The following is a 26,422-nucleotide window of genomic DNA, read 5'->3' as shown; positions in this document are numbered from 1 at the left end:
GCCGTTTTGGCCTAGATGCGCGCCATTCTACCCGTCGTTAAGCAAGCCGGCGTAAGCGTTGGAGCCGGTAAGGTGAAAGCCTATGAGTAGCCAACAGGAAAACGTTCTGCGCAAGGTCAGCGAGCAGGATATCGGGTTTATCCGGCTGTGGTTTACCGACCTGTTCGGCTCGTTGAAGACGGTGATGATGTCGCCCGCCGAGCTGGAGGCGGCTTTCGCGGAGGGCGTCGGCTTTGACGGCTCCTCCATCGAGGGGTTTTCCCGCGTCTCCGAGTCGGATACGCTGCTGCGCCCCGACCCCTCGACCTACCAGGCCCTGCCCTTCGACGAGGAGGAGGGGCTGCAGACCGCGCGGATGTTCTGCGACATCACCATGCCTGACGGCGACCCGCTCTACGCGGACCCCCGGCAGATCCTGCGCCGCCAGGTGGAGAAGGCGAAAAACCTCGGCTTCGACTTCGTGGCCAGCCCGGAGATCGAGTTTTACCTGGTCAAAACCGGTGACGGGATGCAGGAGCCGCGCCCGGCGGACAAGGGCGGCTACTTCGACCAGGCCAAGCGCAACGAGGCGCCGAAGTTTCGCCGCCAGACCATCTCGGCGCTGGAGTACATGGGTATCGTCACCGAGTTCTCCCACCACGAAGCCAGCCCTGGCCAGCAGGAGATCGACCTGCGGCACACGAACGCGCTGACCATGGCGGACAACGTGGTCACCTTCAAGTACATCGTGAAGACGATCGCGGAGGCCTCCGGGGTGCACGCGACGTTCATGCCTAAGCCGTTTAAGGATATGGACGGCTCCGCGATGCACACGCACTTTTCCCTGTTCGAGGGGGAGACCAACGCCTTCCACGACCCGGACGACGAGATCTCGCTGTCCGCGACGGGGCGCCAGTTCATCGCGGGCATCATCGAACACGCGAACGAGATCTCCGCGGTGACGAACCAGTGGGTCAACTCCTACAAGCGCCTCCAGTTCGGTTCCGAGGCCCCCACCGCCGCGACCTGGGGCATTTCGAACCGCTCCGCCATGGTGCGGGTGCCCACCTACCGCCTGCATAAGGCGGATTCGCGCCGCATCGAGGTGCGTTCGCCGGATTCCGCCTGCAACCCCTACCTCGCTTTCGCCGCGGTCCTCGCCGCGGGGCTGAAGGGCATCGAGGAGGGCTACGACCTCGACGAGCCGGCGCGCGACGACGTCTGGTCGCTGACCCGCCGCGAACGCCGCGCGATGGGGTACCGCGACCTGCCCACCTCGCTGGATCAGGCGCTGCGCCACCTCGAACGCTCCGAGTTCATGGCCGACGTCCTGGGCGAGCAGGTCTTCGACTTCTACCTGCGCTCGAAGTGGGACGAGTGGCACAGCTACACCTCCCAGGTCACCTCCTGGGAGGTCGAGAACGGATTGGACCTGTAAAGATGAGCGCGCGCAGAAACACCCGTTCGCTCGCGGCCCTGGGGCTGACGGGCCCGCGAGCGGCCGAGGACATCACCGCCCTCGACTGGCAGGACACGGAACTTGTCGACGTCCTCGGCGACGCCGCGGACCCGAACCTCGCCTTAAACACCGCGGTGCGCCTCGCCGAGGCGCTCGGCGAGGACTACGAGGAGCTGCGCGAGCAGCTCATGAGCGATACCACCTTGCGCACCCGGCTCATCGCCCTGCTCGGCGCCTCCACCGCCCTGTCGGACCACCTGGTCGCCCACCCCGAGCAGTGGCGCAGCCTGGCGGGCGAGGTGCCCACGGACAAGGAGCTGCGCGAGACGATGCTCGCGGCGGTGGGCGCGGAGGAGGTCCCGGACGCGCCGGGGCTGTGCCGCGCGCAGGAGGAGTACTCCTCGCCGGGCACGGCGCGCGCGGCCCTGCGCGATACCTACCGCAGTCTGATCATGCGCATCGCGGCCGCCGACCTCGCCGGGACATTTCCCGGCGCGGACGCGGAGGAACAGCTCGGCTACGCCCGGGTGACGGCGGCGCTAACGGCGTGCGCGGACGCGGCGCTGTCCGCCGCCCTGGCCGTGGCCGTGCGCCGGGTCTACGGCGAGGAGCAGCCCGACGCCCGCCTGGCGGTGCTGGCGCTGGGCAAGTGCGGGGCGCGGGAGCTCAACTACATCTCCGACGTCGATGTCATCTTCGTCGCCGAGCCGGCCGACGCGAAGGCGACCCGCCTGGCCAGCGAGCTCATGCGCATCGGCACGGAGTGCTTCTTCGAGGTGGACGCGAACCTGCGCCCCGAGGGCAAGTCCGGCGCGCTCGTGCGCACGCTGGACAGCCACGTCGCCTACTACAAGCGGTGGGCGCAGACGTGGGAGTTCCAGGCGCTGCTCAAGGCCCGGCCCATGACCGGCGACATGGAGCTGGGTGAGCAGTACGTTGCCGCGCTCGAGCCGCTGGTGTGGGAGGCCTCGCAGCGCGAGTCCTTCGTGGAGGATGTCCAGGCCATGCGTCGGCGCGTGCTGGAAAACGTGCCCGAGGACATGCGGGAGCTGGAGCTGAAGCTGGGCCGCGGGGGCCTGCGCGACGTGGAGTTCGCCGTCCAGCTGCTCCAGCTCGTCCACGGGCGCGCCGACACGAACCTGCGCGCCCGGAACACGGTGGCGGCCCTCGAAGCGCTCTCGGACGGCGGCTACGTCGGACGCGAGGACGCCCGCCAGCTCATCGACGCCTACGGTTTCCTGCGGCTGCTCGAACACCGCCTGCAGCTGCAGCGCTTCAAGCGCACGCACACCTTGCCCCCGCGCGAGGAGAAGAAGGCGCGGCGCTGGCTGGCGCGCGCCTCCGGGTTCACTTCGAACGCGCGGGCGAGCGCCGCCGAGCAGCTCGACGCGACGCTGCGCAAGTATCGCCGCAGCGTGTCCACGCTCCACGAAAAGCTCTTCTACCGGCCGCTGCTCAACGCCGTTGTCAGCATGAGCGTGGGCGAGGTCGCCCTGTCCGCCGACGCGGTCAAGGACCAGCTGAAGGCGCTGGGCTACCGGCACCCCGCGCGGGCCTACGAGCACCTCGCCTTCCTGGTCAAGGGCTCCTCGCGCCGGGCGAAGCTGCAGGCTATCTTGCTGCCCGGCCTGATGCACTGGCTCGGGGACACCGCGGACCCGGGCGCGGGCCTGCTCAACTACCGCAAGCTATCCGAAGCCGCGGAGGAAAAGAGCTGGTTCCTGCGCATGCTGCGCGACGAAGGCGTCGTGGGGCAGCGCCTCATGCACATCCTGGGCAACTCCCCCTACGCTTCCGACCTCATCATTTCCGCCCCCGAGGTAGTCCAGCTGCTCGGCGACGGGGCGACGGGGCCGAAGCTGCTCGACGCCGCCCCCGACCAGGCCTACAACGCCATCATCGCCGCGACCCGCCGCTACAAAGACCCGGACCGGGCCGTGGCCGCGGCACGCAGCCTGCGTCGGGCGGACCTCGCCCGCATCGCCGCCGCCGATCTGCTCGGGCTCATGGGCGTGCGCGAAGTGTGCGACGAGCTGACCTGGGTGTGGAAGGGCGTTCTCGAGGCGGCGCTGCGCGCCGAGGTGCGCGCGGACCTGGCCGCGAGCGGGCAGGAGGAGCCGCAGGCGCGCATCAGCGTCATCGGCATGGGCCGGCTCGGCGGGGCGGAGCTGGGCTACGGCTCGGACGCGGATGTCATGATCGTCGCGGAGCCCGTCGCCGGCGTCGGGGAATCCGACGCGGTCGCCTGGGCCGGCAAGATCGTCGATTCCATGCGCTCGCGCCTGTCCAAACCCTCCGGCGACCCGCCGCTCGAGGTCGACTTGGGCCTGCGCCCGGAGGGCAGATCCGGCGCGGTGGCCCGCACCGTCGCCTCTTACCAGCGCTATTACACCGAGTGGGGCGAGGTGTGGGAGAAGCAGGCGCTGCAGCGCGCCACCGTCATCGCCGGCGACGAAGAGGTGGGAACCAGCTTCCTCCACGCGATCGACCCCCTGCGCTACCCGAAGGACGGGGCGAGCGAAAAGGACATCCGGGAGGTCCGCCGGATCAAGGCCCGCGTGGACGACGAGCGCCTGCCGCGCGGAGCCGACAAGCACACCCACACCAAACTGGGCCGCGGTGCGCTTGCCGACGTCGAATGGACCGTCCAGCTCATCACCATGATGCACGCCCACACCCTTCCCGGTCTGCACAACACCTCCACCCTCGAGGTGCTCGACTACCTCGTGGACCTCGGGGACGCGGACGTGCTCTCGGCGACGAACGCGCGCATCCTGCGCGAGGCGTGGCTGCGCGCGACCAAGGCGCGCAACGCGCTCGTGCTCGTCACAGGTAAGCGCACCGACCAGCTGCCCGCCCCCGGCCCCCAGCTCGCGCAGGTCGCTGGTTCCGCCGGCTACGCCCCGGAGGAACAGCAGGAGTTCCTGGAGGATTACCTGCGCGCCACGCGCCGGGCGCACGCCGTAATCGAGGAGGTGTTCTGGGGGGAGGTGCCCTCCCGCGAGTTCGACGGGCAGTTCTAAAGGTTGAGGCGGAAAATCAGGGTCGTCCCCGATACGCAGCGGCGGCGGGCGCCGCTAGTGTCGGGGGCATGGCTATGAACTTGAGTGTTGACCTGGAAAATGCGACCTTCGCGGACCTGCAGGCGCTGGTGGAGGCGGCGCGGGTTGCGGGCGTCGACAAGCGTGCTCCCCTTGTGCTCGACAGCGGGACCCTGCATGTGACGGTGGAGCCCGCGGCGGCTCCGCCGGCGAGTACCGCGCAGCAGCTGCCACAGATCGGGGACGCGGCGATCCGCAGCGTCGTGGATATCCTCACGGGACGCCAGGAGCCGCCGCGGCACTAGCTCGCTGGGGCGTCTATCCTTCGGCGACGAAGCGCACGCCGCGCTCGCGCCTGCGCCGCACGACGGCGCGCCGGAAGACGAGCAGCCCGACGACGAGTACCGCCCAGATGGCGAAGACGGCGACCCACGCGAAGCGGAAATCCCCCCACGTGTAGTCGCCGGCGGGCGCGGAGTGATCGAGGAGCAGGCCGACGATCTGCGAGGACGCCATCGCGGAGACGAAGCCTCCCATGTTGCCCAGGCCGGTGCCCGTGGCCACCATCGTGCGGGGCATTTCCTCGCGCACGGTGTCGAAGCCGAAGTTCGACGTCGGCGTGGCCAGGCCCATGAGCACCATGAGTACGCAGAGGAAGGCGTAGCCGCGCGGTTCCGGCGAGGCGAAGAAGGCGACCCACACCGCGCAGTGCACCGCGGCGATGGCGAGCGCGGCGAGGTCGCGGCGCACGCCGGTACGCGCGGACAACGGCCCGAGCAGCGGCGCGGCGGCCATGGTGGAGAAGGTGTAGAGCGTCAGCGCAGCGCCCGCCTGGGCGGGGGAGAGCCCCATGCCGAGGGTGGCTAGGGGCACGCCCCACAACAGCGTGAAGTTGAGCATGAAGAACATGGAAAAACCGTGGATGCAGAAGGCCTCCCAGCACAGCGGGGAGCGCAGCACGGTGCGAAGGACCTCTCTGACGGGGATGCGCTCCGCTTTTTTCCTCGTGCGCTTCTCCCGTGGGCCCGCGGTGTCCGGCGAGTCCGCGACAGCTATGCCGGCGAGGATGCCCACGAGCACACCGACGGCGCCGAGCGAGACAAACGCGACAGTCCAGCCCTGCGCGTGCAAAAGTGCCAGGAAGGGCACGGCGGAAAGGAACTGGCCGAGCTGACCCAGAGACGCGGTGAGCTGGGTAAACAGCGGCGTATGCCGGAGCGGGAACCAGAAGGGCAGCACGCGCAGGGCGGAGAGGAAGGCGGTGGAGTCGCCGGCGCCGATGAGGACGCGGGCGGCGATGGCCACCGGGTAGGACTCGGTGAGGCCGAGCAGGACCTGGCCGGCGGCCATGACGAGTGCGCCCGCGACGAGCAGCACGCGCGGGCCGTAGCGGTCGATGAGGATGCCTACCGGGATTTGGGCTAAGGCGTACACGCCGACCTGGACGGAGGTGAACACGGCGATGCGGGAAGCGTCGACCTCGAAGCGCTCGATCGCCTCAACCCCCGCGACGCCGAAGGAGGTGCGACCGAGGATGGCAACCACGTAGACGAGGACGGCTCCCGCCCACACGGTCACGGCCTTCGCGGTGAGGCGCTCGCGGGGGTTGGGGGAGGTCATATCGATACAAGGTAAACCACTGCTGTCACCTCCGGCGCATACACCGTAGACTGTCAGAGGTGGATTACATTTCGACGCGCGATGCGGCCGCTCGACCGGCCACGTTCACCGACATCCTGCTCGGCGGTCTCGCCCCCGACGGCGGGCTTTACCTGCCCGCGGTCTACCCGCGCATCACGCCCAAGCTTCTCGACGCCTGGCGCGGCCTTCTCGCCGAGAAGGGCTACGCCGCCCTCGCCGCCGAGGTGATCAAGCTTTTCGTCGACGACATCCCCGCGGCGCAGATCGATAAGATCGCGGCCCGCGCGTACCGCACCCCGGCCTTTTCCACCGAGGAGATCGTGCCCGTGAGCGCCCTCGGGGACGAGCTTTACCTGGCGCACCTGTCCGAGGGCCCCACGGCCGCCTTCAAGGACATGGCGATGCAGCTGCTCGGCGAGCTGTTTGAGTACGAGCTGGGCCGCCGCGGCGAGGAGATCAACATCCTGGGCGCTACCTCCGGCGACACGGGCTCCTCCGCCGAGTACGCGATGCGCGGGCGCGACAACATCCGCGTCTTCATGCTCACCCCCGCCGGGCGCATGACCCCCTTCCAGCAGGCGCAGATGTTCGGCCTGGACGAGCCGAACGTGTTCAACATCGCGCTCGACGGCGTCTTCGACGACTGCCAGGATGTGGTCAAGGAGGTCAGCGCGGACGCGGCGTTCAAGGCGAAGTACAGCATCGGCGCGGTCAACTCGATCAACTGGGCGCGCCTTTTGGCCCAGGTTGTCTACTACATTTCCACCTACCTGCGGGTGACGGAGGACAACTCTGAGCGCCTTTCCTTCTGCGTGCCCACCGGCAACTTCGGCGACATCTGCGCCGGGCACGTGGCCAAGCAGATGGGCCTTCCGGTGGACAAGCTGATCGTGGCGACGAACGAAAACGACGTGCTGCACGAGTTCTTCACCACCGGTCACTACCGGCCCCGCTCGGCGGCCGAGACCCTGGCCACCTCCTCGCCCTCGATGGATATCTCCCGCGCCTCCAACTTCGAGCGTTTCGTCTTCGACGTCCTCGGCCGCGACGCCCACCTGACGGCCGACCTGTTCGCCGTCAAGGCCAAAAACGGCGGCTTTTCCCTCGAAGAGGAGGCCGAGCCGGGCACCCTCGAGCGCATCCGCGAGGAGTTCGGCTTCCTTTCTGGCTCCTCCGCTCACGCCGACCGCGTGGCTACGATCGCCGACGTCGAGCGCGCCTACGGCGTGGTCATCGACCCGCACACAGCGGACGGCGTGCACGTGGCCCGCTCCGTGGCGCAGCAGGTGGAAAGCCCCATCGTCGTGCTGGAGACCGCGCTGCCGGTGAAGTTCGCCGACACCATCCGCGAGGCCCTCGGCCGCGACCCGGAGGTCCCCGAGCGCTTCGCCGCGGTGCTCGACGCGCAGCGCCACGTCACTGACCTGCCCAACGACGCCGACGCCGTGAAGGACTTCATTGCCACCACGATCAACTCCACCACGGTATAGCGAGGGGGTGACACAGATGGCGCAGGAACAGTTCGCGGGCCCCGACTACTACACCGAGTTCGACCCCGAAAAGTTCCTCCGCGACCTTGCCGCGGGCAAGAAGGCGGAGGGCCAGGAAGAGACCACCGAGCAAGGCGGACCGGGTGAGCACGCCGACTAAGAGCACAAACGGCCCGTGGTACGCCGCGATCGTGGTCGCGGCCGTATCCGTGGCTCTGATCGTGTGGGGCGGTCTGGTCACCTCCCAGGTGCCCACCGCCACGCAGGAGGAGCGCCAGGCCAGGGAAGAGGTACAAACCCCGGCCGAGGCCCCGCCGCCCCCGCCCCCGGAGGAGCAGGCCAACGTCGTCCGCGTCCCCGAGCTGGCGCTGTGGGCGCCCGGAACCTTAATCCAGAGCACCGACCACTACCCGCAGGCCGGCGAGTCCTTCACCGCGCAGTCCTGCACCGTCGCGTTCAGCTTCTCCAACGCGCAGGGCCGCAACTTCGCCGTCACGGCGGGGCACTGCGGGCGCGAGGGGGACCTCGTCTGGCCGACGAACGCCACGACGGCGCTGGATTACGCCACGGAGGCCGGGCGCTTCATCTACTCCGGCCTCTACAGCCCGGGCGCGCCCAACATCGACGTCGGCATCATCGAGATCACCGACCCGGAGCGCTACATGGACCTGGTGGGCGCCCCCATCGAGACCGGCATTGCGGAGGACATCCCCGCCCCGCTGGAGACGGTGTGCAAGACGGGCGGCACCACCGGGTACACGTGCGGGCCGTTCGAGGAGACCGGGCGGGTTCAGATCATCACCACGGACACCGACGAGGAGCGCGAGACCCGCGGCGACATCGCCGCTGTGTGTGCGCAGAGGGGAGACTCCGGCGGCCCGGTCTTCCGCGATGTCAACGGCCGCGCGACGATCATCGGCGTCGTCTCTGGCACCGAGGCCGGCCGCTCTGAGGAGGCCTGCTACGAGGGGATGGAGAACCCGCGGCGCATGTCCTACTCCAGCGTGGAGCAGACCATGCAGGTCGTCGAGTCGGTGGTGCCCGACGCGCAGTGGGTCTTCCAGCAGTGGTGAGAGTCCGGCGCGCTCACTCCAGCGCCGGGGTAGGCACTTCGTGCTCCTGCTTAAACCTCTCCCCGGTGGGCGCGGTGTGCTCCCACACCCCCTTGCGGGTGCGCTCGAAGACCTGCATCGTCTCCGGGCCGTAGGCTATGAACGTGAGCCGGTCCACCCCCTCGAGTCGCCGCGACTGGCGCCACGTGGAGGTCAACGAGTCGAGGTCTTCCTGCGTGTCCTCCATCCACGTGAACCACACGGAGTGCTCGTGCAGGCGGCCGGGGTGGAAGTAGAAGGAGACGTGCTCGGCGCCGTTGCGCAGCGCATCGTCGATGTAGCCCTGGATCGTCTGCTCGGGCAGCGAGGAGTAGCAAAAACCCCAAAAGTTGATGCGCATGTTGTCCTGCGTGCGCAGCGTCATGTTGTCCACGCAGTTTTGCTGCAGCAGCCGCGAGAGGTGGCCGGCGAATTCCACGGTGTCCGCCTCCGCTTGCTCCGTCACGGTGCCGGTGAGGGTGACACCCGTGGGGGTGCGGGCGGTGGAGGGTTCGGCAATGTAGGCGGCGCGCACGCTGGCATCGACGTTGTCCTGGCTGGTCTGGGCAGGGATCCTCGGGCGCTGGGGCCGCTCCACAACCGCGGGTGGCTCCTCGGCGCCCGACTCGTAGCTGACCAGGAGCACGCCCATGACGACGACGCCGACGAGAAGCGCGCCGTAGCCGGCCGTGAATAGTGGCCCCGGGACGCGCCGAACGAGCGGGCGCTTCTGCTGCGCGTCCGGGGAGGGGGTGTGGGCCGTGCTCATGATGCCTAGGAGTCTAGCCCACCTACACTGGGTAACCGCGGAGGCGACCGCCGTACCCGTGTGACTTTGTTGTTCCCAGAAAGGTGATGCATGCCGATCCCCGAGTTCATCGTCGAGACGCGAAAGAAAATCGGAACGGACCTGATGTGGGTGCCGGCCGTCGCGGCGATCGTGCTGCGCGACGCGCAGTCCGAATCCGCCTGGGCAGTGCCGGAGGTGCTGCTGGTCAAGCGCGCGGACAACGGTGCCTGGACCCCGGTTACGGGGATCGCGGACCCGGGGGAGGAGCCCCACGATGCGGCCGTGCGCGAGGTGGCCGAGGAGACGGGGCTGGCCGCCCGCCCGGTGGCGCTGCTCGGCGTCGGCGCGGTCGGGCCCGTCACCCACGCCAACGGGGACCGCGCGACATACATGTCGGTGCAGCTTCGCCTCGAGCCGGAGGACCCGACTGCGGTGCCGCGCGCGGCCGACGACGAGAACACCGATGCCGGGTGGTTCCCGATCTCCCAGATGCCCGTCGAGGACCCGAAGTGGCGCCTCGCCATCGCCGACGCCGCCTCCCAGCGCCGCCACCCGGGCGCCTTCGAGCCGCGCCTGGGCCTGAAGAAGCGCTAGATGCGCTTCGGCATCGACGTCTCCGAGCACCAGGACGGGCTGTCCCTGGTGCGCGCCGCGGCCGAGGGCATCGAGTTCGCCATCCTGCGCACGACGGACGGGACCTACCGCGACCGCTGCTTCGCCTCCCACCTCGCCGACGCCCGCGCCGCCGGCCTGGAGGTCAGCGCCTACCACTACCTGCGCAGCCTCTCCGAGGGCACGAGCGTCGCCGAGCAGGTCGAGGCCAGCCTCGAGGTCATGGACGGCGCCGACCTACCCATGTGGCTCGACTGCGAGACGCCCGCGGGGCTTTCGCTTCACGACGTCCACCTGGCCCACACCCTTTTCACCCAGCGCGGTGTCACCGTGGCGGGCATTTACACGTACCCGCGCTGGTGGCGCTGGCGCATGCTCGGCGCCGACACGCGGCGGTTCGGGGCGCTCTGGCTCGGCGCCCACGGCGCGAACCCCCGCGGCGCGCCGCGCGAGGTTTTCCCGGGGGGCTGGCCGCGGGGCGTCGGCAAGCAAAGGCCCGCCGTGTGGCAGTTTTCCTCGCGGGGAAGCGTGGCCGGTTTTTCGGTGGACGTCAACGCAGCGCAGTAGCGGGGATGTTTGGTTGCTGGCGCTACTTAGGTAACTCGGCATCCCCGCCCGGTTCATCGGGAATGACGAACCCCTTCTGCTCACCAGGGAAGAAAGAGAGTTCCGGTGGAGGGCTAATTTTGATCTCGGGAATTGAGGGCGAGTGTTTGATGAGCCCCTTGTCAGTCGTGAACAAGTACTCGCAGCCAGACTCGACCGCACAAGCAAGGACCGTTGCGTCAGGTGGTGTGATGAGAAACTTCGTGCAGTAGTCGCGGGCGAGGAGCATGACCCTTCGATTTACTTCCATCCAGAGAACGTCCGCGTTATCGAAAAAATCGCGCGCGGCTTGGACTTCCTCGCTGTTGATGGGGCCAACCGTTGCTCCCTGTCGCATCCCGTGGCCGCCGACGCCTTCGATGCCTACCAGCGTTGATAAAATCACGTCGAATCCGTCGTATCGGAGCACGGCTTCGGTACGATCGTTGAGGTTTTCGTCCTCGTCGAGGAACAGGCTAATAAAGAGATTCGAGTCAATCGCGACACGAACGGGTTTTTCCCTACGAGCCATAGGTGCTCGGTTCCTCGGCGCGAAGTTCATGCATTATGTCTCGCGCCGTCACGCCCTTGTCTTTTAGCCGCCTCCAGATTCCGCGGCCCGATACAGGGGTGGGGATGGAAGGCATTGCTTCGACGCTTTTGGCGTCTACCTCTTCTGGGGCATTGGATTCAGGGTGCCGCTTCAACACCCCAGAGACCTCGACCACGCGCCGGAGATTCTGCCGAATGGCCGCGTCGAGGTCTTCGTCGAAAGTTACCCGAACGTTTTGATGAGTGATGTGGTCTCGCAGCGTCGCACTGAGCCCTTGAGCGCTGTCTTGGTAGCTGTGGAGCTTGCCCACCACGGATCCGATTGAGGTGGGGGCCTTCTTCATTGCTTCTTGGATGGACGCGTCGAGGGCAGAATCCAATGGCAATGCCCGCTCGGTGTTACGCCCCAGGATCTCGGCTGAGGCGACGCCGCTGCGACGTGAGAGTCTCGCCAGCTCACGCAGTAAGGTTGCCTGCTTCGAGGACCAATTCACAGGAAGAACCTGGCGGTTGCGAACCAATTCAATGCCGTAGAGGATCGAATCTTCGGCTTCAGGTGTGGCTATAACGCCAGTAACAGTGCTGCCGGTTCTCAGCGATGCCATTTTGACCGGACCCCCGTTCGGAGTAAAACTGCCCACGAGCTTCCTGAGCAGATCGAGCCCATCGGCGACAGTTTTGGCGTCGATTCCGCTCAGCTCGCCGTTGAGCTTTAGCTCAATGACATTGAGCGCTCCGTTCGTTGGGTTTTCGTCGTTCATAGTCACCTCCTAGGGGTGGCGCGGCGTTGTATGGCATGAGTCTATCCGCCAGAACGGCATCACAACGCCACCGACTCGAACACATGGCGTCACGCCACGCGGCGTAGTGCAGGAAAGTGAGGAACCACGGTCAGTGCCGCGTGGTTGCCGTGGGCGTCTTCCCATCGAAAAATGGCCGAGCGGCACACGACAGGCTAAGGGCTAAACGTAAGCGAAAACGGCCCGAAAAAAGGCACGGTCCCCGAGAATCCGCGTAGATTCTCGGGGCCGAAAGTGCCGAAGCGCCTAGCAGTCGAAGTACATCTCGAACTCGAGCGGGGTCGGGCGCAGGCGCGCCGGGGTGATCTCCCGGTCGTACTTCAGGCGGATGTAGGTCTGGATGAGGTCGTCGGTGAACACGTCTCCCTCGGTGAGGAACTCGTGGTCTTTCTCCAGCGCGGTGAGCGCCGCCTCGAGCGAGGTCGGGGCCTGCGGGATGTCCTTGGCCTCCTCCGGCGGCAGCTCGTAGAGGTCCTTGTCCACCGGGGCGTGCGGCTCGATGCGGTTCTTGATGCCGTCGATGCCGGCCATCATCATCGCCGCGAAGCCGAAGTACGGGTTGCCCGAGGGGTCCGGGGCGCGGAACTCGATGCGCTTGGCCTTCGGGTTCGTGCCGGTGATGGGGATGCGGATTGCGGCGGAGCGGTTGCGCTGGGAGTACACGAGGTTGATCGGGGCCTCGAAGCCCGGCACGAGGCGGTGGTAGGAGTTCAGCGTGGGGTTGGTGAACGCGAGCACGGCGCCGGCGTGCTCGAGGATGCCGCCGATGTAGTAACGCGCGATGTCGGACAGGCCGCCGTAGCCGGACTCGTCGTAGAAGAGCGGCTCCCCGTCCTTCCACAGCGACTGGTGGGCGTGCATGCCGGAGCCGTTGTCACCGGTCAACGGCTTCGGCATGAAGGTCGCGGTCTTGCCGAACTGGGTGGCGGTGTTCTTGATGATGTACTTGAAGTCCTGCAGGTCGTCCGCGGCGTGGAGCAGGGTGTTGAAGCGGTAGTTGATCTCCTGCTGGCCGCCGTTACCCACCTCGCGGTGGAAGCGCTCGATCTCGAAACCCGCCTTGGCCAGGTTCAGCGCCATGGCGTCGCGGACGTCCACCGTCTTGTCATACGGCGGGACCGGGAAGTAGCCGCCCTTGACGCGGTTCTTGTAGCCGAGGTTGGGGGAGCCGTCGAGCTCGGTTTCGCGGCCGCGGTTCCACCAGCCCTCCTCGGACTCGATGTCGTAGAAGGCCTTGTGCTCATCGACCTGGTAGCGGATGCCGTCGAAAAGATAGAACTCCGCCTCCGCGCCGAAGGAACAGGTGTCGGCGATGCCGGTGGACGCGAGGTACTCCTCGGCCTTGCGGGCGGTGTTGCGGGGGTCGCGCGAGAAGGGCTCGCGGGTGAAGGGGTCGTTGACGAAGAACTTGATGTTCAGCGTCTTCGCCTCGCGGAACAGGTCCAGCTTGGCGGTGGCCAGGTCCGGCATGAGGGTCATGTCGGATTCCTCGATCGTGGTGAAGCCGAGGATCGAGGAGCCGTCGAAGGCGAGGCCCTCTTCCATCACGTCAGCGTCGAACATCGAGGCCGGGATGGAGAAGTGGTGTTCGGTGCCGGGGACGTCGGTAAAGCGGACGTCGATAAACTCCACCCCTTCATCCTGGATGAACTTTTGTACCTGGTCGATATCGTCAAAGGCCACAGTGTTACTCCCTTGTGTCTGTATTGCGCTATTGAATGTGACCAGTCTACAGACGCCGCTTGACAAGGCCGGAAAAATAGGGCGGGAATATTTCCGGATAGTAGGGTAAAACCATGGCACAAAGCGAGGACAAGAGGCAGAACGCGCCCATCCAGGTCACAGAGGAGGACTTCTACGGGCGGTACCCCGGCGAAAAACTTGGCCTGCCGGAAGAAGGCCCAGGCGCCCAGGCCTCCGTCGCTAGGCGGATCGGCGCGGTGGCGATTGACTGGGTGATCTGCTGGGCTGCCGCCGGCCTCATCACGGCCAATACCTCCGCCCTCGGGGACACGGCGACGGCGACGCTTCTTCTGTGGGTCGTGCTTGGCATCCTCTCCGGCTGGCTGCTGGCGCGCACGCCAGGCATGGCGGTGCTTGGCATGGGTGTCGCGCGTCTCGACGACCCCACCAAGCGCGTCGGCTTCCTCCGAGCGGTGCTGCGCACCGTCTTCACGATGTTCGTGCTGCCTGCCGCGCTTGTCGACGCGAACGGGCGCGGCATGCACGACCGCGCCACGGGCACGACCGTGATCCGCGCCTGACGCGCTCTATTTGCCCTTGCGCTCCTGCATGCGGCGCATACGCCGGTTCATGCCAGCCATGGACTGCGCCCCCTGCGGCAGCGGACCGCCCGGCAGCCCGGCCGGGTGGCCACCGGAGCGCGTCTCCATGGCCTCAAGCTTGGCGGACATGGAGTACACCTCGTCCTTGCGGTAGTTCTTAGGCAGCTTGAGCAGGGTCTTCTGCAGATCGCGAACCTGGGTGTCGCCCTCGCCGTCGCCGACGTAGAACTCGTAGACGGGAACGCCCGCGAGCAACCGGTCGACGCGCTTGGATTCGCGCTCCATGAGCTTGCGCAGCCGCCCCCGGTTTCCCTCGCCGACGAGGACGACGCCGGGGTTGCCCACCACGCGGTGCACCACGTCCATTTGGGGTGTTGCGGCGACGGAGACCTTGGTCACCCACGCGATGCCGACGGTGCTGCGCATGTTCTCCAAAGTCCACGCGGCGGCGCCGGGCTGGTTGCCCACCTCGTCGTACATCGACTTCTCAAGCCGGCGGCTGAACACCCACATCGCGACGACGGCGCCGACGAGCAGGCCGAGCACGAGCATGAACCACTGGCCGCCCCAGAGGAGGCCGAGCAGGAAAAACACCAGGCCCATCCCCACAACGCTCAAAAGCATTAGGGGAATGAGCTTCTTGTCGCGTTTACGCTGCAGGTTAAACGCCTGCCACACCTGGTTGGTCGTATTTTTCCGCTGAGCGCGTTTCGCGGCGCGCAGCTCTTTCTTCGTGGAGCCACCCGCGCTGTCCTTGGAATTCGCCATGTTTTCCACTCTAAGTGACGTGGTGGAGCCGAACCAACCGAGACACTTCGCACTTTTAAGGCGCCATGATCTCGCGAACTACCCCATATGGGGGTGTATTTTCCAGGCATTACCCAACTTTTGACGGATTTGTAATCGCCCCTGGAGTTACTTCAAAGTGAAGGCTAACATTACCAATGCAAGGCTGAACTAACTAAGGCAGACCTTACTTCCTCTACCTCGAAGGGTTCCCATGACTCGTTCCTCTCACGCGCTGGCGGGCCGCCGCGCGATTGCCGCGTTTGTTTCCGCCGGCATCCTCGTCACCGGTGTGCAGGTGGCGACCACTACGACCGTCACTGCGGCTCCCATCGCAGCGACGACCACCGTCTCCGGCGAATACGTCGCTGCCCCCGAGGCGCAGACCCCGCCCTCGGATGTGCTGGATAAACTGAAGCTCAAACCTAGGGGTGGTGTGGCTGGCAATGGCCAGGGCACGCTGACGGCCTCCAAGGGCGAACCGGGCGGCTTGATCGCGGTTCACGGCAAGGGCTACTTCGACCGAACGTCCGACGGAACCTACGCCGCGATGAGCTTCAAACTGAATGATGCGCAAGACCCCAACCTTGCGTTCGGCGACCAAACAGGGGCCACCAGCCAAAACGTGGTTGGCGGGGTCGTAACCTTCGAGCACAAGGGCGGCGAGGTCGACTACTTGCCCGGCAAAGACGGGACGTTCGACGCCACGCTCCGCCTGCCCGAAAACCTTGCACCGGGCTGGTATTGGGTGCGCAACCTGGCTGGAACCGACGACGGCAAGGAATCCCTCGGCAAGTACGCCTGGTTCGAGGTCGTCGCCAAGGGGACGCTGAAGCCGCAGGAAGCGACTCCGACGACCCCGGCACAGCAGGATGGCTCCCAGGCGGCGGCATCGGTCACCCGCAATGGCACATCCCAGACGGTTAAGGTCACGGCATCGGGCTTCACCCCGTCCACCAAGGTGACCGCCACCATCGACGGGAAGGCCGTCGAGCTGAAGAATGCCACGGCGGACGACAAGGGCGCGCTCACCTCCGACGTCACTGTCACCGATGGCCTGTTCCCGGCGGGTGTGGCCAAGACCATCGCGCTTACCGACGGCACTCACACCGCGACGGCCCCTGCCACCGGGCTTGCCTCTGCCACGTTCGCTAACGGCGTGCGCGGCACGTACGCGCTCCTCGGGTCGACCCAGGACGTGACGGTGTCCAACCTTTCGGCAGACACCAAGGTCACCGAGGTGAAGGCAGGGGATACGAGCCTGTGGTCCGGGACGGCTTCCGCCGCGGATGGGAAAGCCACCCTCGCGGGCGTCAAGATTCCCAACGACACGAAGCTACTTAACTCCGCGATCTCCGTGACCTACTCCGTCAACGGAACGAGCTTCACGGAAGAGACGGGCTACTCGATCCGCCAGTCCAACGAAATTTCCGGCACAGAGAACTTCGACATCACCACCACGGATGTCAAGTCTGGCCTGTATCAGACCGTTTACTCCGCGAAGGAAAACGCTATCTTCGTGTCCCGCGCTGTCGGGCGTCCTCCGATCACCGATTCCTCTTTGATCAAGTTGGATGCAGACACGCTTGAGGTGAAGAAAGAGGCCGATGCGGCAGGCGTTGAAGGGTCCACCACGGGCGAAAAGGTCGCAGCCTACGGGCTCGGGCTTGACGACGAGCTGGGTTACGTCTGGGTGACAAATACCCGCCAGAACACGGTGTCCGTCTACGAAGCAGACGATTTGAGCTTGGTCAAGGTCTTCGACGCTGGCTCAGCCAACCATGCGCGCGATATCGTCGTAGACCCTGCGACCCATAAGGCGTATGTCTCGATCGCGGCGGGCAACAGCTACCGTCTCGAGGTCTTTGACGGCACCACCCTGACCCATGAGAACCCAATTGAGATTGCAGACTTTGGCAACACCATGTCTTTGCACCTCAACGAGGAGACCTGTGAGCTGTTCACCATCTCCCTGACGCAGCCGAAGGCGGCGAAGATCGATCTTCGCGACGGCAACAAGACCACCGTCTACGACCTGCCCGCCGACAAGGTCAGCCGCGCCTCGGGTGTGACATTCGATCCGAAGGAACGCAACCTCTACATTGCGTCGCAGGGCACGGGGAACACCCTGATCTACAACGTCGACGAGAAGAAGGTCGTCGGCGACGTGGCCACGGGCGCGGGCTCGATCAATGCCGCGTTCGATCCGAAGACTCGTCAGGTGTTTGTGTCCAACTTCAACACGAACACCATCTCCGTCATCAGCGCCGATAGCCACGCGCTAGTGGGACAGGCACCGGGCGGTAACTCCGTCAACCACGTTGATCCGGGCGCCCCGGGCGTGGTCTACGCGGTGAATAAGTCGGGGACCGTGTCGGACTCCTCGGCCACGGACAAGAACACCATCTCCCGCATTGCCGCCAAGGGTGCGGGCTCCACCGCGCCTGGCACGACGACACCCGGAACGACCACCCCGGGCACGACGACACCCGGAACGACCACCCCGGTGACCACCACGCCGGCTGCACCGACGACGACTGCGCCGTCGCAAAGCTCTGGCTCGAAGCCCGACGGTTTCTTCTCCCTGATCCGCACCGTCTTCAGCAGTGTGGACTCGACGATCTCCAGCATCGTCAAGGCGATCCTGTCGATCTTCGGCCTGTAGCCACAGGGGCACGGCCGCCCGCCGGTCACCGACCTCCGGTGTCTGGCGGGGGTGGTGAAACTGCCCTGCGCGCGGAGCCACGACGTCCGCGGGCAGGTCCGTGTTCATCGCCGGTGAACCCGGCGAGCCCTCATTTCCATCCACTTCCATCGTTTGCCGGCCTGGGCCGGGAAAGGACAGTACACGTGAGCACTTCTCGGCGCCATTTTTTGAAATTCGCAACACTGATCACCGCCGGCGCCCTCGGGCTGGCCGGCTGCAGCAGCACGGAGGGAGCAAGCGCCTCGTCACCCTCTGGGGGGTCGAGCGCGACCCGCGAGGTGAAAGACGTCAACGACAAGTCTGTCACGGTGCCCGAGGATCCTCAGCGTGTCGTCGCGCTATCGGAGCCTACCGTCGACGGTTTGCTTGCTCTCGGGGTGACCCCGGTAGGCATCGTCGCGGGACGCGGTCAAAGCGGAGCCCCCGCATATCTGCAGGACAAAGCGGGCTCTATCGACGTGATGGGCAGCGTCGGGCAGCCTAACTTCGAGGCGATCGGTGCGGCGAACCCGGACCTCATTCTTATCGACGGCACCTCCGTGAACAACAACCCGCCCGTTATTGAAGCCCTCGAGCACATCGCCCCCGTCGTCTACACGGGCTACGCCGGTGGAGATTGGAAGCGCAACTTCACCTTGGTCGCTGATGCGGTGAACAAGAAGAGCGAGGGCGAGAAGATCATCTCGGACTACGAGAAAAAAGCCGATGGGTTGGCCGGAAAGTTGGATAAATACAGTGGTTCCACGTTTTCGATCGTGCGTTGGGAAGGATCATCGCCGTCCCTCATCCTCAAAGAACAGCCTGCGGGAAGGGCGTTGACGGATGTCGGACTGAAGCGCCCCGCAAGCCAGGACCGCGAAGGACCAGGGCACTCGGTTCCCGTCTCCAGCGAAAACATGGCCGACATCGATGCCGACTTCATGTTCTTTGGCACCCTTGGCGGGTCCAGCGTGAACAACAAAAATGCGGGCGGGCAGACCGGTGTTGATGCATCTCGCGCCGCGGTGTCCTCCGCAGAGCAGATTGCCGGCTTTACCAACCTCACGGCCTACCGGGAAAAGCACATCATTCCTGTCGACGGCACCGTGTGGATGTCCACCGGCGGGCCATTGCTGATGAACCGCATTCTCGACGACATTCAGTCGACCCTTCTCTAGCTTTTCGCCCGGTTGAAAGGACGCCTTCTCATGACCCGCCCACGGAAAGTTTCTGCCGCAGCGGCCGCGGCTCTCACGGTTGCGACCTCGCCCCTTTTCGCTGCGCCTGCCCTCGCAGCCGAGACGACCGGCTGTCAGCCCTCAGTGGACAAGCCGACCTACCAAGTTGCAGAAACGTCGAGCGCCGACGGCACCCTGCACGTCACAGGCAAAGGCTGGTGTACAGCGGGAAAGGACTCCGCGTGGGTCATCGGTGTGAAAATCGACGAGGGAAAAATCTCCCGCCTGAACGACAACCTTCACACGAACCGAACGATCTGGGAGATCATCCGGCCGGATCCGAAGACTGGTGACTTTGACATCAACATGGTCTTGCCGGACGGTACGACTTCGGAACCACGGGGTTCACAACCCGCTTTGGGTATGGGTGCTCACACGCTGCGATTCCTTACTGGAACCCTCCAAACGGGCGATCCGACCGGCTCAGTGCCGCCCAAGACCCGACAAGACACCACCTTCGTCATCGGTAACTACGCACCGAACGGCGTCCCCGATCCGATCAACGTCCAAGACGATCTCACGGGCGAACCCGGTCTCACAGTCGAGGACACGGGAAGCGATCTCGTCGTCACCAACCCCGGGGCAGAAGAAGGACACTGGGCGTACTTCAACGCCTACACCGCTGACGGATCTGAACGGCCTGTCTGGGGAACGACCTGGTACCAAGCCGATGCTCAAGGTAGGTACACCATTCCGAAGAAGTCCGCGCTTCCCAGCGGGCCCGTTGTGATTACGGCGCAAGATGGCAGCCGGGGCAACGTCGGCAAGCTGCTGGGCTGGGGGCGGATCACCCTGACGGACGAGTCATCGGACACCGATGGTGCTTCCGGCATCATCTCGGCCCTAGGTGACTTCGAGAGCCAGGTCAAATCCCTCGACAAGGCGGTCACGTCAGCGAAGGCGGCCGTGAGCACCACTGCGACTATGACCGCTGCGTCGGCGACATCCACAACTGGAGCCAAACGCACGACGACGCTGTATCGCTCTCCAGCGGCGGCTGCGACGCAGGCGAAGGCCGCAGAACCCGTCGCTGCGGGGTCGGGTAAGACAGCTTCCTCGGCGGGATCGTCGACGGGGGCCGCGGGGGCGTCGACAAGCTCGAATGCTCCGGGGAAGCCTGACTTCACGCCTTCTGCACCGGTGGATTCGGCGGACAAGCTGACCAACTCCAATACGGGTGGTGTCAAAGGGACGCTGAGTGGCGGCGTGCTCACGCTGACCGTGCCGAAGGCCGACGCCAACAGCTGGGCATTCGTGCACGTGTACAGCCCGGATCCGAAGGAACTCGGTTGGGTTCAGCTCAACGCAGAGAAGCAAATTGCTGTCGACGTCTCCGCGCTCGGGGAGGGCGTGCACAAGTTCTCGATGACGAGTGCTTCGAAGCAGCTCATTGGATGGAGCGGCGTGGACTTCGGTACCGCCAGCGAGGCGGAAGAAGCAAACGTGCTGCCCACGGCGTACGAAGCGCAGTCCGCGAGCGTGATGCGCGGCGGCGATTGGGCGCTCATCGTGATGTCGCTGGCACTTGTCGCGGTAGGCGGCCTTGGTACCTATGCGTGGAAGCGCACCCGCAATCTCTAGCCCCACTATCTAAGGACTCAAGAGAATGAAACTTTCTATCCGCGTCGCGTCTGCGTGCGCTACCGTCGCGCTCGCATCGCTGTGCGCACCCCTGGCCGCTGGGCTCCCCTCGGGCGGCGCGAGTACCAACACCCCGGGCACATACTCCGAGGTCAACCCTTTCACCGTTGAGGACTGCGGCACCGTCAGCTTCGTCGTCGGTGGCTTTCCGGCGGGCGAAGTTGTCAGTGTCAAGATCGATGACGGGCTCGGCCAAGGTTACGACGACTCCGTGCAGGGCTCGGGTGTTGTCGCCCGCGCCAAAGCGAACTCGACAGGGGAGGCATCGGGAAGCGTCAACCTACCGTGCGGGTTGTCCGCCGGCGGTCACACGTTCCGCTTCCTCGCATCGACGACGGCACCCAGCGGGGATGGAACAATTGGATACTCCAACAAGAGCCCCGAGTTCGTCGTCACCTCTGCGTCTGGCACCACGGCGGACGCGGCGTCGAATACGGCGTCGGGGACGGACACCACATCTACAACCGGGACGACAACGGGCGGTACGACGTCGGGGGCCTCCGGCAGCGGCGCCTCGGGAACCACCAGCGATGAGGAAGGAGTCGTTGTCGTCGCAAGCGGGGGAGCGAGCACCGGTTCCGCGTCAGGATCAGGCTCGACGGCCTCAGGGTCGACGGGTTCAACCGGTTCGACGGCTTCGGGGTCGCGCGCTAGTGGGGCGCCGTCAAGCGGTGGCTCCTCCTCGACGAGCGGGAGCAACAAGCTGGCCGCGGCGGGAAACTCCACGTCGAACAATGCGGCGAGCTTGTCCGATCCCTTCTTCGACCCCGACGAGTACGACGCAGCCTCGGGGCTGGTCGCGGGTCAGGTGCCCTGGCTGGGCATCGCGTTTGCTGCGTCCATCCTCATCGTGGGCCTCTCGGCGGTCGGCGGGTACATCTACATCAACCGCCGCGAGCAGGACGCGCGCCGAGGTGTCGTTTTCCGTGACCCACGAGGCGCTCAGGCCGGTGACCCGTTCGACTTCGGCGATGAAACCACCCAGTTCGCAGCGGTGGGTGCGCATCACCGCGACTTGTCGTAGATGCATACTCGTTCTCGCGCGGCGGGCTTGCTCGCCTGTGTCGTTACTCTTGCTGCCTTGATGTGCGTGTCTCTTATGGTGGGCTCGAACATGATGAGCTTTACCGATACGTGGCGCTACATCATCCGCCCCGATGGCTCCGCCGGTGCCACGGTGATCCAAGGACACCGCATCCCGCGCACCGTCCTCGCTGTTGTGATCGGGTCTGCCCTGGGAGTTGCAGGTGCGCTCATGCAGGCGCTGACGCGCAACCCCTTGGCAGACCCGGGCATCCTCGGCGTCAACGCTGGCTCCTCCCTCGCTGTCGTGGTGGCGGTCGCGGTCGCGGGTGTGGCGTCGATTTGGTTCTACGTCTGGTTCGCGTTCCTCGGGGCAGCCGCAGCATCCGTGGCCGTCTACGTGCTGGGCGGTTTAGCCAGGCGCTCCTCAACGCCCGCGCGTCTTGCCCTCGCCGGGGTGGCCGTGTCGATGGCGGTGACCTCGTTCGTCGAATTCGTCTCCTTGTCCAACCAGAACGTCTTCAACGAATTCCGCTTCTGGGCTGCCGGCAGCCTGGAAAACCGTGGCTACCCCGTCATCGGCGCGGTCGTAGGCTTTATTGCGGTTGGCCTTATTCTTGCGGTCGCATCCGGGCCCGCTCTCAATGCACTTGCGCTTGGCGACGACCACGGTGCCGCCCTCGGCGTCAACATCCGGCGCACCCGCTCCACCGTCATGCTGGCGGTCACCCTGCTGGCAGGCGCGGCCACCGCTGCCGCCGGTCCGATCATGTTCGTGGGCCTGGGCGTGCCATACCTCGCGAGGTGGGTGTGCGGTCCCGATCAGCGCTGGGTGATTCCGTTTTCTGCGCTGGCAGCGCCTGCAATCCTGCTCACGGCTGACATCCTCGCTCGCGTTGTGGTCTACCCGCAGGAGATTCAAACTGGCATTGTTACCGCGCTGGTCGGCGCGCCCCTTTTCGTGGCCATCGTCCGCCGGGGCCAGGTGGAGGCATTGTGACGACCTATATCACCGTGTGCGTGGGCGCCGCGTGCCTCCGCGTCCCCCGTCGCGCACTTGCTGTCAACGTAATCATCGGTCTCGCCTGCGCAGCTGTGGCCATCGTCGCCCTCATGATTGGCGATTACCCATTAAGCGTCGCAGACACGCTGCGCGCGATTGTCGGCACGGGAGATAACGCGCTAGCCAGCTACTTCGTGCGGGAGCTGCGCGCCCCCCGCGTCATCGCGGCACTCCTCGTGGGCGCAGCCCTGGGAATCTCGGGAGCTATCTTCCAAAACGTTACCCGCAACCCCCTGGGCAGCCCCGACATCACAGGGTTTACAACGGGTGCGGCAACGGGCGCCGTCATTGCCATCATGCTTTTCGACGCCACCCCCGTCCTCATCTCCTTCGGCGCCATCGCTGGGGGGTGCGTCACGGGTGCGCTCGTCTTTGCCTTGGCCCGTAGCAGCACGACAAGTACTGGATTGGGTGGCATCACCTTCGTCCTCATTGGTGTTGGTGTGTCGTTCGCGCTGCGTGCCGTTAACCACTTGCTTGTTGTGCGTGCGTCACTCGACAAAGCGCAGCAAAGTGCGATCTGGTTGGCCGGGTCGTTCAACGCCGTCACCTGGCCCCCTGTCGTCGTCCTCGTCATCGCGCTGGCTGTGCTCGTGCCATTGTCGCTTGTTCTCGCGCGTCCTCTGACCGTCATGCTCGCCGGTGACGAGGTGGCCTGCGGCCTGGGCGTGGACGTCCCAAAGCGGCGGCGTGAGCTCATTGCGGTTGGGGTGGCGCTTTCTGCTGTAGCTGTCGCGGCGGCGGGCCCGATTTCTTTCGTGGCGTTAGCTGCACCGCAGCTTGCCCGCCTTATCGCGCGCGCCCCGGGGGTTGGGTTTGGCGGCTCTGCGCTTGTCGGCGCTCTGCTGGTCGCCTCGTCCGATGTGATTGCGCAACGCGCGTTCGCCCCAGTTCAACTGCCGGTGGGAGTGGTCACCGGGGTACTTGGTGGCGTCTATCTGATCTGGCTTCTTGCCCACGAATGGAGAAAAAGCTCATGACGCTAACTACGACTGTGTCCACATCACTGCGCGCCGAGAACCTCACGGTGGCATACCGCGACCGCGTTGTTATTGAGGACCTCTCCGTCGCGATTCCCGACGGCGAATTCACCGCGATTGTTGGGCCCAACGCCTGCGGAAAGTCGACGCTGCTCAAAGCGCTCGCGCGGATGGTGCCGGCCCGTGCCGGAACCGTCTACCTGGGCGACCGGCCGGTCGGGGAGTACAAACCGAAAGAGGTAGCGCGGCAGCTCGGCCTGCTGCCGCAGGCGCCCACTGTGCCCGACGGCATCGTCGTTGCCGACCTTGTAGCCCGGGGGCGCTACCCGTACCAGGGGTTATTGCGACAGTGGTCGCGTGAGGACGAGGAAGCCGTCAGCACCGCGATGCGCCAAGCCGGGGTTGGCGGTCTGGCGGGCCGTCCTGTCGCTGAGTTATCCGGTGGACAGCGCCAACGGGTATGGCTCGCGCTTGTGCTTGCCCAAAGCACACCCATTGTGCTTCTCGACGAGCCAACGACATACCTCGACATCACGCATCAGGTGGAGGTACTTAACCTGGCTCGCGATATGCAGCGCGCGGGACGCACGGTCGTCGCCGTGCTGCACGAGCTGACCTTGGCGTTTCGTTACGCCACACATCTGATTGTGATGCGCAACGGCGCGATCGCGGCTCAGGGGCCGGTGAAACAGGTGGTCACCGAAGAGCTCATTAGCAGTGTCTACGGCTTGGAATGCTCCGTCCTTGCAGACCCGGAGACTGGCCGTCCCATTGTTCTTCCCCGCGACAGTGGGTGAGCCCAACACGATTCACATTTCCTCACTTTTACAGAAAGGACAACCAAGCATGGTTCAACAGCTGGAGACAACATGCGCCCTCGTCACCGGTGCTGCCGGTGGCATCGGGGCGGCGATCGCCGACGCCCTCGAGGCCTCGGGACACTTCGACGAGGTGGTGCGCAGTGACCTGACCGGGGCTCATGGTTGTGACGTGGCGCGGGAGGAGGACATCGACAAGCTTGTGTCCTCCATTGCGCAGCGTGGGCGTCTCACAGCGTGCGTGCACGCGGCGGGGGTGCTGCTGACCAAGCCGCTGCTTGAGACGACCGCCGCTGACCTGGGCCGGGTGATGGAGGTTAACACCACGGGTGCGTTTAATGTGGTGCGCCGGGCCGCGGCGTTGATGGTTGAGCAGTCGACGCCGGGCGCGATCGTGACCGTGGCGTCGAACGCGGCGGGCGTGCCGCGCGTCAACTTCGGTGGGTACGGCGCCTCCAAGGCGGCGGCGTCGTACATTGCCCGCACCCTGGGCCTCGAGGTGGCGCGGCACGGCATTCGGGTCAACGTGCTCTGCCCCGGCTCGACGATGACGCAGATGCAGCGGGACTTTTGGGGGGATGACCCGGAGGCGGGGGAGCGGGACGTCGTGAAAGGAAACCTCGAGACTGCTCGCCTGGGCATTCCCCTCGGCAGGATCGCCGACCCTGCCGACGTGGCCCGCACCGCGCTGTACCTGGCCACCCCGGCGTCGGCGCACGTGACCATGCAGGAGATTTACGTGGATGGTGGGGCGACGCTGCATGCGTAATAGCGATTTCTACTACGACTCGCCGGCCGTGCAGGTCAGCGCCCCCGCCTCGTCGCTGCGCCCGGCAACAACGTGGGTGCCGGGGCGCACCGTCGTCGGCGCGTTGGCTTTTGAGAAGGGCTCGCCTGACCAGTTGTATGTGTGCCGCGAGGGGGTCTGCGTCGCAGAGAAAACCGGCCAGGCGGCGGGGGATTGCGACGCGGCCCGCACCCGCCGCCGGGAGACGAGCGGGGCAAACATCGAGCCGGAGACCTTCGACCGCGATGGTTTTGAGGGGGCGGTTGCCGACGCGATCCGCCGCATCGGGGCGGACGTCGCTTTGCGGAAAGTGGTGCTCGCGCGAGCCGTGAGCACCACCGTCGAGCGTGACCTCGACTGGGACCAGCTCATCGACGAGCTGCGGGGAACGAACCCCGCCGCCCACGTGTTCTCGGTACCGACGGGGCCCGAAAGCGCGATCGTCGGGGCCAGCCCCGAACAGCTTATGCGCAAACGCGGTGTGCACCTCACCAGCCATCCGCTGGCGGGATCCATCGGGCGCAGCCCAGACCCGGCGACAGACCGCGAGCTGGGGGAGGGACTTCTCGCTTCCGCGAAGGACCTGCGCGAGCATCGCTATGTCACCGAGATGATCGCCGACACGCTGGCGCCGTACTGCGTCGACGTGAAGGTGCCGGAGCCCACACTGACCGCCACGGATTCGATGTGGCACCTCGGCACGCACATCAGTGCGACGCTGCGGGATAAATGTATGGACGTGCTCACCATCGCCCGCCTGCTGCATCCCACCCCCGCGGTGGCGGGGACACCTACGCAAAAGGCCGTGGACGCCATCGCGGACATTGAGCCGACACCGCGTGGACTGTACGCGGGCAGCGTCGGTTACTGCGACGCGGCCGGCGACGGCGAGTGGGCCGTCACGCTGCGCTGCGCGCTCTACGAGGCGCGCCACGTCACCGCCTGGGCTGGGGCCGGGATCATCGCCGGCTCCGACCCCAGCGCCGAGTACGTGGAGACGCACAACAAACTATCCACCATCATCCGCGCCGTGCAGCGCGCTGCTGTCTAAAACGCTTTCTAAAAACCGGAAAGG

At 65.8% G+C, this 26,422-nt stretch carries 25 protein-coding genes; 18 read left to right on the top strand and 7 right to left on the bottom strand.

The window, feature by feature from the left end:
• Positions 1-82 precede the first annotated feature (82 nt).
• The 3 genes from glnA (CAURIS_RS07925) to CAURIS_RS07915 all read left to right on the top strand — a co-directional run bounded on the left by glnA (CAURIS_RS07925) (position 83) and on the right by CAURIS_RS07915 (position 4,784).
• Positions 83-1,417 (top strand): type I glutamate--ammonia ligase, encoded by a 1,335-nt coding sequence (glnA, locus tag CAURIS_RS07925; RefSeq protein ID WP_290341514.1) that lies wholly within the window; start codon positions 83-85, stop codon positions 1,415-1,417.
• 2 nt (positions 1,418-1,419) lie between these two features.
• Positions 1,420-4,461 (top strand): bifunctional [glutamine synthetase] adenylyltransferase/[glutamine synthetase]-adenylyl-L-tyrosine phosphorylase, encoded by a 3,042-nt coding sequence (locus tag CAURIS_RS07920; RefSeq protein ID WP_290341513.1) that lies wholly within the window; start codon positions 1,420-1,422, stop codon positions 4,459-4,461.
• A 68-nt stretch (positions 4,462-4,529) separates the two neighbouring features.
• Positions 4,530-4,784: a hypothetical protein gene (locus tag CAURIS_RS07915; RefSeq protein WP_290341512.1), complete on the top strand. Its 255-nt coding sequence runs from the start codon at positions 4,530-4,532 to the stop codon at positions 4,782-4,784.
• 13 nt (positions 4,785-4,797) lie between these two features.
• Here CAURIS_RS07915 and CAURIS_RS07910 read toward each other — a convergent pair whose 3' ends face one another.
• The gene (locus tag CAURIS_RS07910) at positions 4,798-6,099 is read right to left on the bottom strand and encodes an MFS transporter (RefSeq protein WP_290341511.1); all 1,302 of its coding nucleotides are present in this window, start codon (positions 6,097-6,099) and stop codon (positions 4,798-4,800) included.
• Positions 6,100-6,158: 59 nt separating this feature from the next.
• On the opposite strand from CAURIS_RS07910, the gene thrC reads away from it, so the two are divergent.
• Genes thrC through CAURIS_RS07895 form a run of 3 tightly spaced genes read left to right on the top strand, consistent with a single transcriptional unit; the run spans position 6,159 to position 8,683 of the window.
• Complete coding sequence (gene thrC, locus CAURIS_RS07905; RefSeq protein WP_290341510.1) at positions 6,159-7,610, top strand: threonine synthase; 1,452 nt, start codon at positions 6,159-6,161, stop codon at positions 7,608-7,610.
• A 16-nt stretch (positions 7,611-7,626) separates the two neighbouring features.
• A complete protein-coding gene (locus CAURIS_RS07900) occupies positions 7,627-7,770 on the top strand; it encodes a hypothetical protein (protein WP_290341509.1) in 144 nt (47 codons plus the stop codon).
• Complete coding sequence (locus tag CAURIS_RS07895) at positions 7,754-8,683, top strand: trypsin-like serine protease (RefSeq protein ID WP_290341508.1); 930 nt, start codon at positions 7,754-7,756, stop codon at positions 8,681-8,683. The genes CAURIS_RS07900 and CAURIS_RS07895 overlap by 17 nt, the downstream gene beginning before the upstream one ends.
• 13 nt (positions 8,684-8,696) lie before the next feature.
• Here CAURIS_RS07895 and CAURIS_RS07890 read toward each other — a convergent pair whose 3' ends face one another.
• On the bottom strand, positions 8,697-9,470 hold the full coding sequence (locus tag CAURIS_RS07890) for a hypothetical protein (protein ID WP_290341507.1): 774 nt from the start codon (positions 9,468-9,470) through the stop codon (positions 8,697-8,699).
• Positions 9,471-9,560: 90 nt separating this feature from the next.
• Here CAURIS_RS07890 and CAURIS_RS07885 point away from each other — a divergent pair, with 90 nt between their 5' ends.
• On the top strand, positions 9,561-10,085 hold the full coding sequence (locus tag CAURIS_RS07885; RefSeq protein WP_290341506.1) for an NUDIX hydrolase: 525 nt from the start codon (positions 9,561-9,563) through the stop codon (positions 10,083-10,085).
• Complete coding sequence (locus CAURIS_RS07880) at positions 10,086-10,670, top strand: glycoside hydrolase family 25 protein (protein ID WP_290341505.1); 585 nt, start codon at positions 10,086-10,088, stop codon at positions 10,668-10,670.
• Positions 10,671-10,692: 22 nt separating this feature from the next.
• Here CAURIS_RS07880 and CAURIS_RS07875 read toward each other — a convergent pair whose 3' ends face one another.
• The 3 genes from CAURIS_RS07875 to glnA (CAURIS_RS07865) all read right to left on the bottom strand — a co-directional run bounded on the left by CAURIS_RS07875 (position 10,693) and on the right by glnA (CAURIS_RS07865) (position 13,723).
• The gene (locus CAURIS_RS07875) at positions 10,693-11,220 is read right to left on the bottom strand and encodes a type II toxin-antitoxin system VapC family toxin (RefSeq protein ID WP_290341503.1); all 528 of its coding nucleotides are present in this window, start codon (positions 11,218-11,220) and stop codon (positions 10,693-10,695) included.
• Complete coding sequence (locus CAURIS_RS07870) at positions 11,210-12,001, bottom strand: hypothetical protein (protein WP_290341502.1); 792 nt, start codon at positions 11,999-12,001, stop codon at positions 11,210-11,212. The genes CAURIS_RS07875 and CAURIS_RS07870 overlap by 11 nt, the downstream gene beginning before the upstream one ends.
• A 285-nt stretch (positions 12,002-12,286) precedes the next feature.
• On the bottom strand, positions 12,287-13,723 hold the full coding sequence (gene glnA, locus CAURIS_RS07865) for a type I glutamate--ammonia ligase (protein WP_290341501.1): 1,437 nt from the start codon (positions 13,721-13,723) through the stop codon (positions 12,287-12,289).
• Positions 13,724-13,836: 113 nt separating this feature from the next.
• Between glnA (CAURIS_RS07865) and CAURIS_RS07860 the strand changes: the two genes are divergently transcribed.
• The gene (locus CAURIS_RS07860) at positions 13,837-14,304 is read left to right on the top strand and encodes an RDD family protein (RefSeq protein WP_290341500.1); all 468 of its coding nucleotides are present in this window, start codon (positions 13,837-13,839) and stop codon (positions 14,302-14,304) included.
• A gap of 6 nt (positions 14,305-14,310) precedes the next feature.
• Here CAURIS_RS07860 and CAURIS_RS07855 read toward each other — a convergent pair whose 3' ends face one another.
• Complete coding sequence (locus tag CAURIS_RS07855) at positions 14,311-15,093, bottom strand: DUF4191 domain-containing protein (RefSeq protein WP_290341499.1); 783 nt, start codon at positions 15,091-15,093, stop codon at positions 14,311-14,313.
• Between the two features lie 232 nt (positions 15,094-15,325).
• Here CAURIS_RS07855 and CAURIS_RS07850 point away from each other — a divergent pair, with 232 nt between their 5' ends.
• The 3 genes from CAURIS_RS07850 (at position 15,326) to CAURIS_RS07840 (ending at position 20,616) form a co-directional block, all read left to right on the top strand.
• Entirely contained in the window at positions 15,326-17,776 is a 2,451-nt protein-coding gene (locus tag CAURIS_RS07850; protein ID WP_290341498.1) for a hypothetical protein, read from the top strand.
• A 185-nt stretch (positions 17,777-17,961) separates the two neighbouring features.
• The gene (locus CAURIS_RS07845; protein WP_290341497.1) at positions 17,962-18,975 is read left to right on the top strand and encodes an ABC transporter substrate-binding protein; all 1,014 of its coding nucleotides are present in this window, start codon (positions 17,962-17,964) and stop codon (positions 18,973-18,975) included.
• 144 nt (positions 18,976-19,119) lie between these two features.
• On the top strand, positions 19,120-20,616 hold the full coding sequence (locus CAURIS_RS07840; protein ID WP_290341496.1) for a hypothetical protein: 1,497 nt from the start codon (positions 19,120-19,122) through the stop codon (positions 20,614-20,616).
• A gap of 366 nt (positions 20,617-20,982) precedes the next feature.
• Here CAURIS_RS07840 and CAURIS_RS07835 read toward each other — a convergent pair whose 3' ends face one another.
• A complete protein-coding gene (locus CAURIS_RS07835; RefSeq protein ID WP_290341495.1) occupies positions 20,983-21,411 on the bottom strand; it encodes a hypothetical protein in 429 nt (142 codons plus the stop codon).
• A 10-nt stretch (positions 21,412-21,421) separates the two neighbouring features.
• Between CAURIS_RS07835 and CAURIS_RS07830 the strand changes: the two genes are divergently transcribed.
• The 6 genes from CAURIS_RS07830 to CAURIS_RS07805 are packed head-to-tail and all read left to right on the top strand — an operon-like array spanning position 21,422 to position 26,398.
• On the top strand, positions 21,422-21,700 hold the full coding sequence (locus CAURIS_RS07830; RefSeq protein WP_290341494.1) for a hypothetical protein: 279 nt from the start codon (positions 21,422-21,424) through the stop codon (positions 21,698-21,700).
• A gap of 60 nt (positions 21,701-21,760) precedes the next feature.
• The gene (locus CAURIS_RS07825) at positions 21,761-22,699 is read left to right on the top strand and encodes a FecCD family ABC transporter permease (protein WP_290341492.1); all 939 of its coding nucleotides are present in this window, start codon (positions 21,761-21,763) and stop codon (positions 22,697-22,699) included.
• The gene (locus CAURIS_RS07820) at positions 22,696-23,742 is read left to right on the top strand and encodes a FecCD family ABC transporter permease (RefSeq protein WP_290341491.1); all 1,047 of its coding nucleotides are present in this window, start codon (positions 22,696-22,698) and stop codon (positions 23,740-23,742) included. The genes CAURIS_RS07825 and CAURIS_RS07820 overlap by 4 nt, the downstream gene beginning before the upstream one ends.
• On the top strand, positions 23,724-24,539 hold the full coding sequence (locus CAURIS_RS07815) for an ABC transporter ATP-binding protein (RefSeq protein ID WP_290341489.1): 816 nt from the start codon (positions 23,724-23,726) through the stop codon (positions 24,537-24,539). Before CAURIS_RS07820 ends, CAURIS_RS07815 begins: the two co-directional genes overlap by 19 nt.
• Positions 24,540-24,588: 49 nt before the next feature.
• Entirely contained in the window at positions 24,589-25,329 is a 741-nt protein-coding gene (locus CAURIS_RS07810) for an SDR family oxidoreductase (protein WP_290341488.1), read from the top strand.
• Positions 25,322-26,398, top strand: coding sequence for an isochorismate synthase (locus CAURIS_RS07805; protein WP_290341487.1), 1,077 nt, complete (start codon positions 25,322-25,324; stop codon positions 26,396-26,398). Before CAURIS_RS07810 ends, CAURIS_RS07805 begins: the two co-directional genes overlap by 8 nt.
• Positions 26,399-26,422 lie beyond the last annotated feature (24 nt).

The sequence above is a fragment of the Corynebacterium auris genome (assembly GCF_030408575.1).
Lineage (GTDB): Bacteria > Actinomycetota > Actinomycetes > Mycobacteriales > Mycobacteriaceae > Corynebacterium > Corynebacterium auris.
The sequence above is the reverse complement of the archived record's forward strand: the minus strand, read 5'-3'. Positions and strand labels throughout refer to the sequence as shown.

Coding starts and splice junctions, on each gene's coding strand:
- glnA (WP_290341514.1), top strand. CDS start 83: ATGAGTAGCCAACAGGAAAACGTTCTGCGCAAGGTCAGCGAGCAGGAT.
- CAURIS_RS07920 (WP_290341513.1), top strand. CDS start 1,420: ATGAGCGCGCGCAGAAACACCCGTTCGCTCGCGGCCCTGGGGCTGACG.
- CAURIS_RS07915 (WP_290341512.1), top strand. CDS start 4,530: ATGGCTATGAACTTGAGTGTTGACCTGGAAAATGCGACCTTCGCGGAC.
- CAURIS_RS07910 (WP_290341511.1), bottom strand. CDS start 6,099: ATGACCTCCCCCAACCCCCGCGAGCGCCTCACCGCGAAGGCCGTGACC.
- CAURIS_RS07900 (WP_290341509.1), top strand. CDS start 7,627: ATGGCGCAGGAACAGTTCGCGGGCCCCGACTACTACACCGAGTTCGAC.
- CAURIS_RS07890 (WP_290341507.1), bottom strand. CDS start 9,470: ATGAGCACGGCCCACACCCCCTCCCCGGACGCGCAGCAGAAGCGCCCG.
- CAURIS_RS07885 (WP_290341506.1), top strand. CDS start 9,561: ATGCCGATCCCCGAGTTCATCGTCGAGACGCGAAAGAAAATCGGAACG.
- CAURIS_RS07880 (WP_290341505.1), top strand. CDS start 10,086: ATGCGCTTCGGCATCGACGTCTCCGAGCACCAGGACGGGCTGTCCCTG.
- CAURIS_RS07875 (WP_290341503.1), bottom strand. CDS start 11,220: ATGGCTCGTAGGGAAAAACCCGTTCGTGTCGCGATTGACTCGAATCTC.
- CAURIS_RS07870 (WP_290341502.1), bottom strand. CDS start 12,001: ATGAACGACGAAAACCCAACGAACGGAGCGCTCAATGTCATTGAGCTA.
- CAURIS_RS07860 (WP_290341500.1), top strand. CDS start 13,837: ATGGCACAAAGCGAGGACAAGAGGCAGAACGCGCCCATCCAGGTCACA.
- CAURIS_RS07855 (WP_290341499.1), bottom strand. CDS start 15,093: ATGGCGAATTCCAAGGACAGCGCGGGTGGCTCCACGAAGAAAGAGCTG.
- CAURIS_RS07850 (WP_290341498.1), top strand. CDS start 15,326: ATGACTCGTTCCTCTCACGCGCTGGCGGGCCGCCGCGCGATTGCCGCG.
- CAURIS_RS07825 (WP_290341492.1), top strand. CDS start 21,761: ATGTGCGTGTCTCTTATGGTGGGCTCGAACATGATGAGCTTTACCGAT.
- CAURIS_RS07815 (WP_290341489.1), top strand. CDS start 23,724: ATGGAGAAAAAGCTCATGACGCTAACTACGACTGTGTCCACATCACTG.
- CAURIS_RS07810 (WP_290341488.1), top strand. CDS start 24,589: ATGGTTCAACAGCTGGAGACAACATGCGCCCTCGTCACCGGTGCTGCC.
- CAURIS_RS07805 (WP_290341487.1), top strand. CDS start 25,322: ATGCGTAATAGCGATTTCTACTACGACTCGCCGGCCGTGCAGGTCAGC.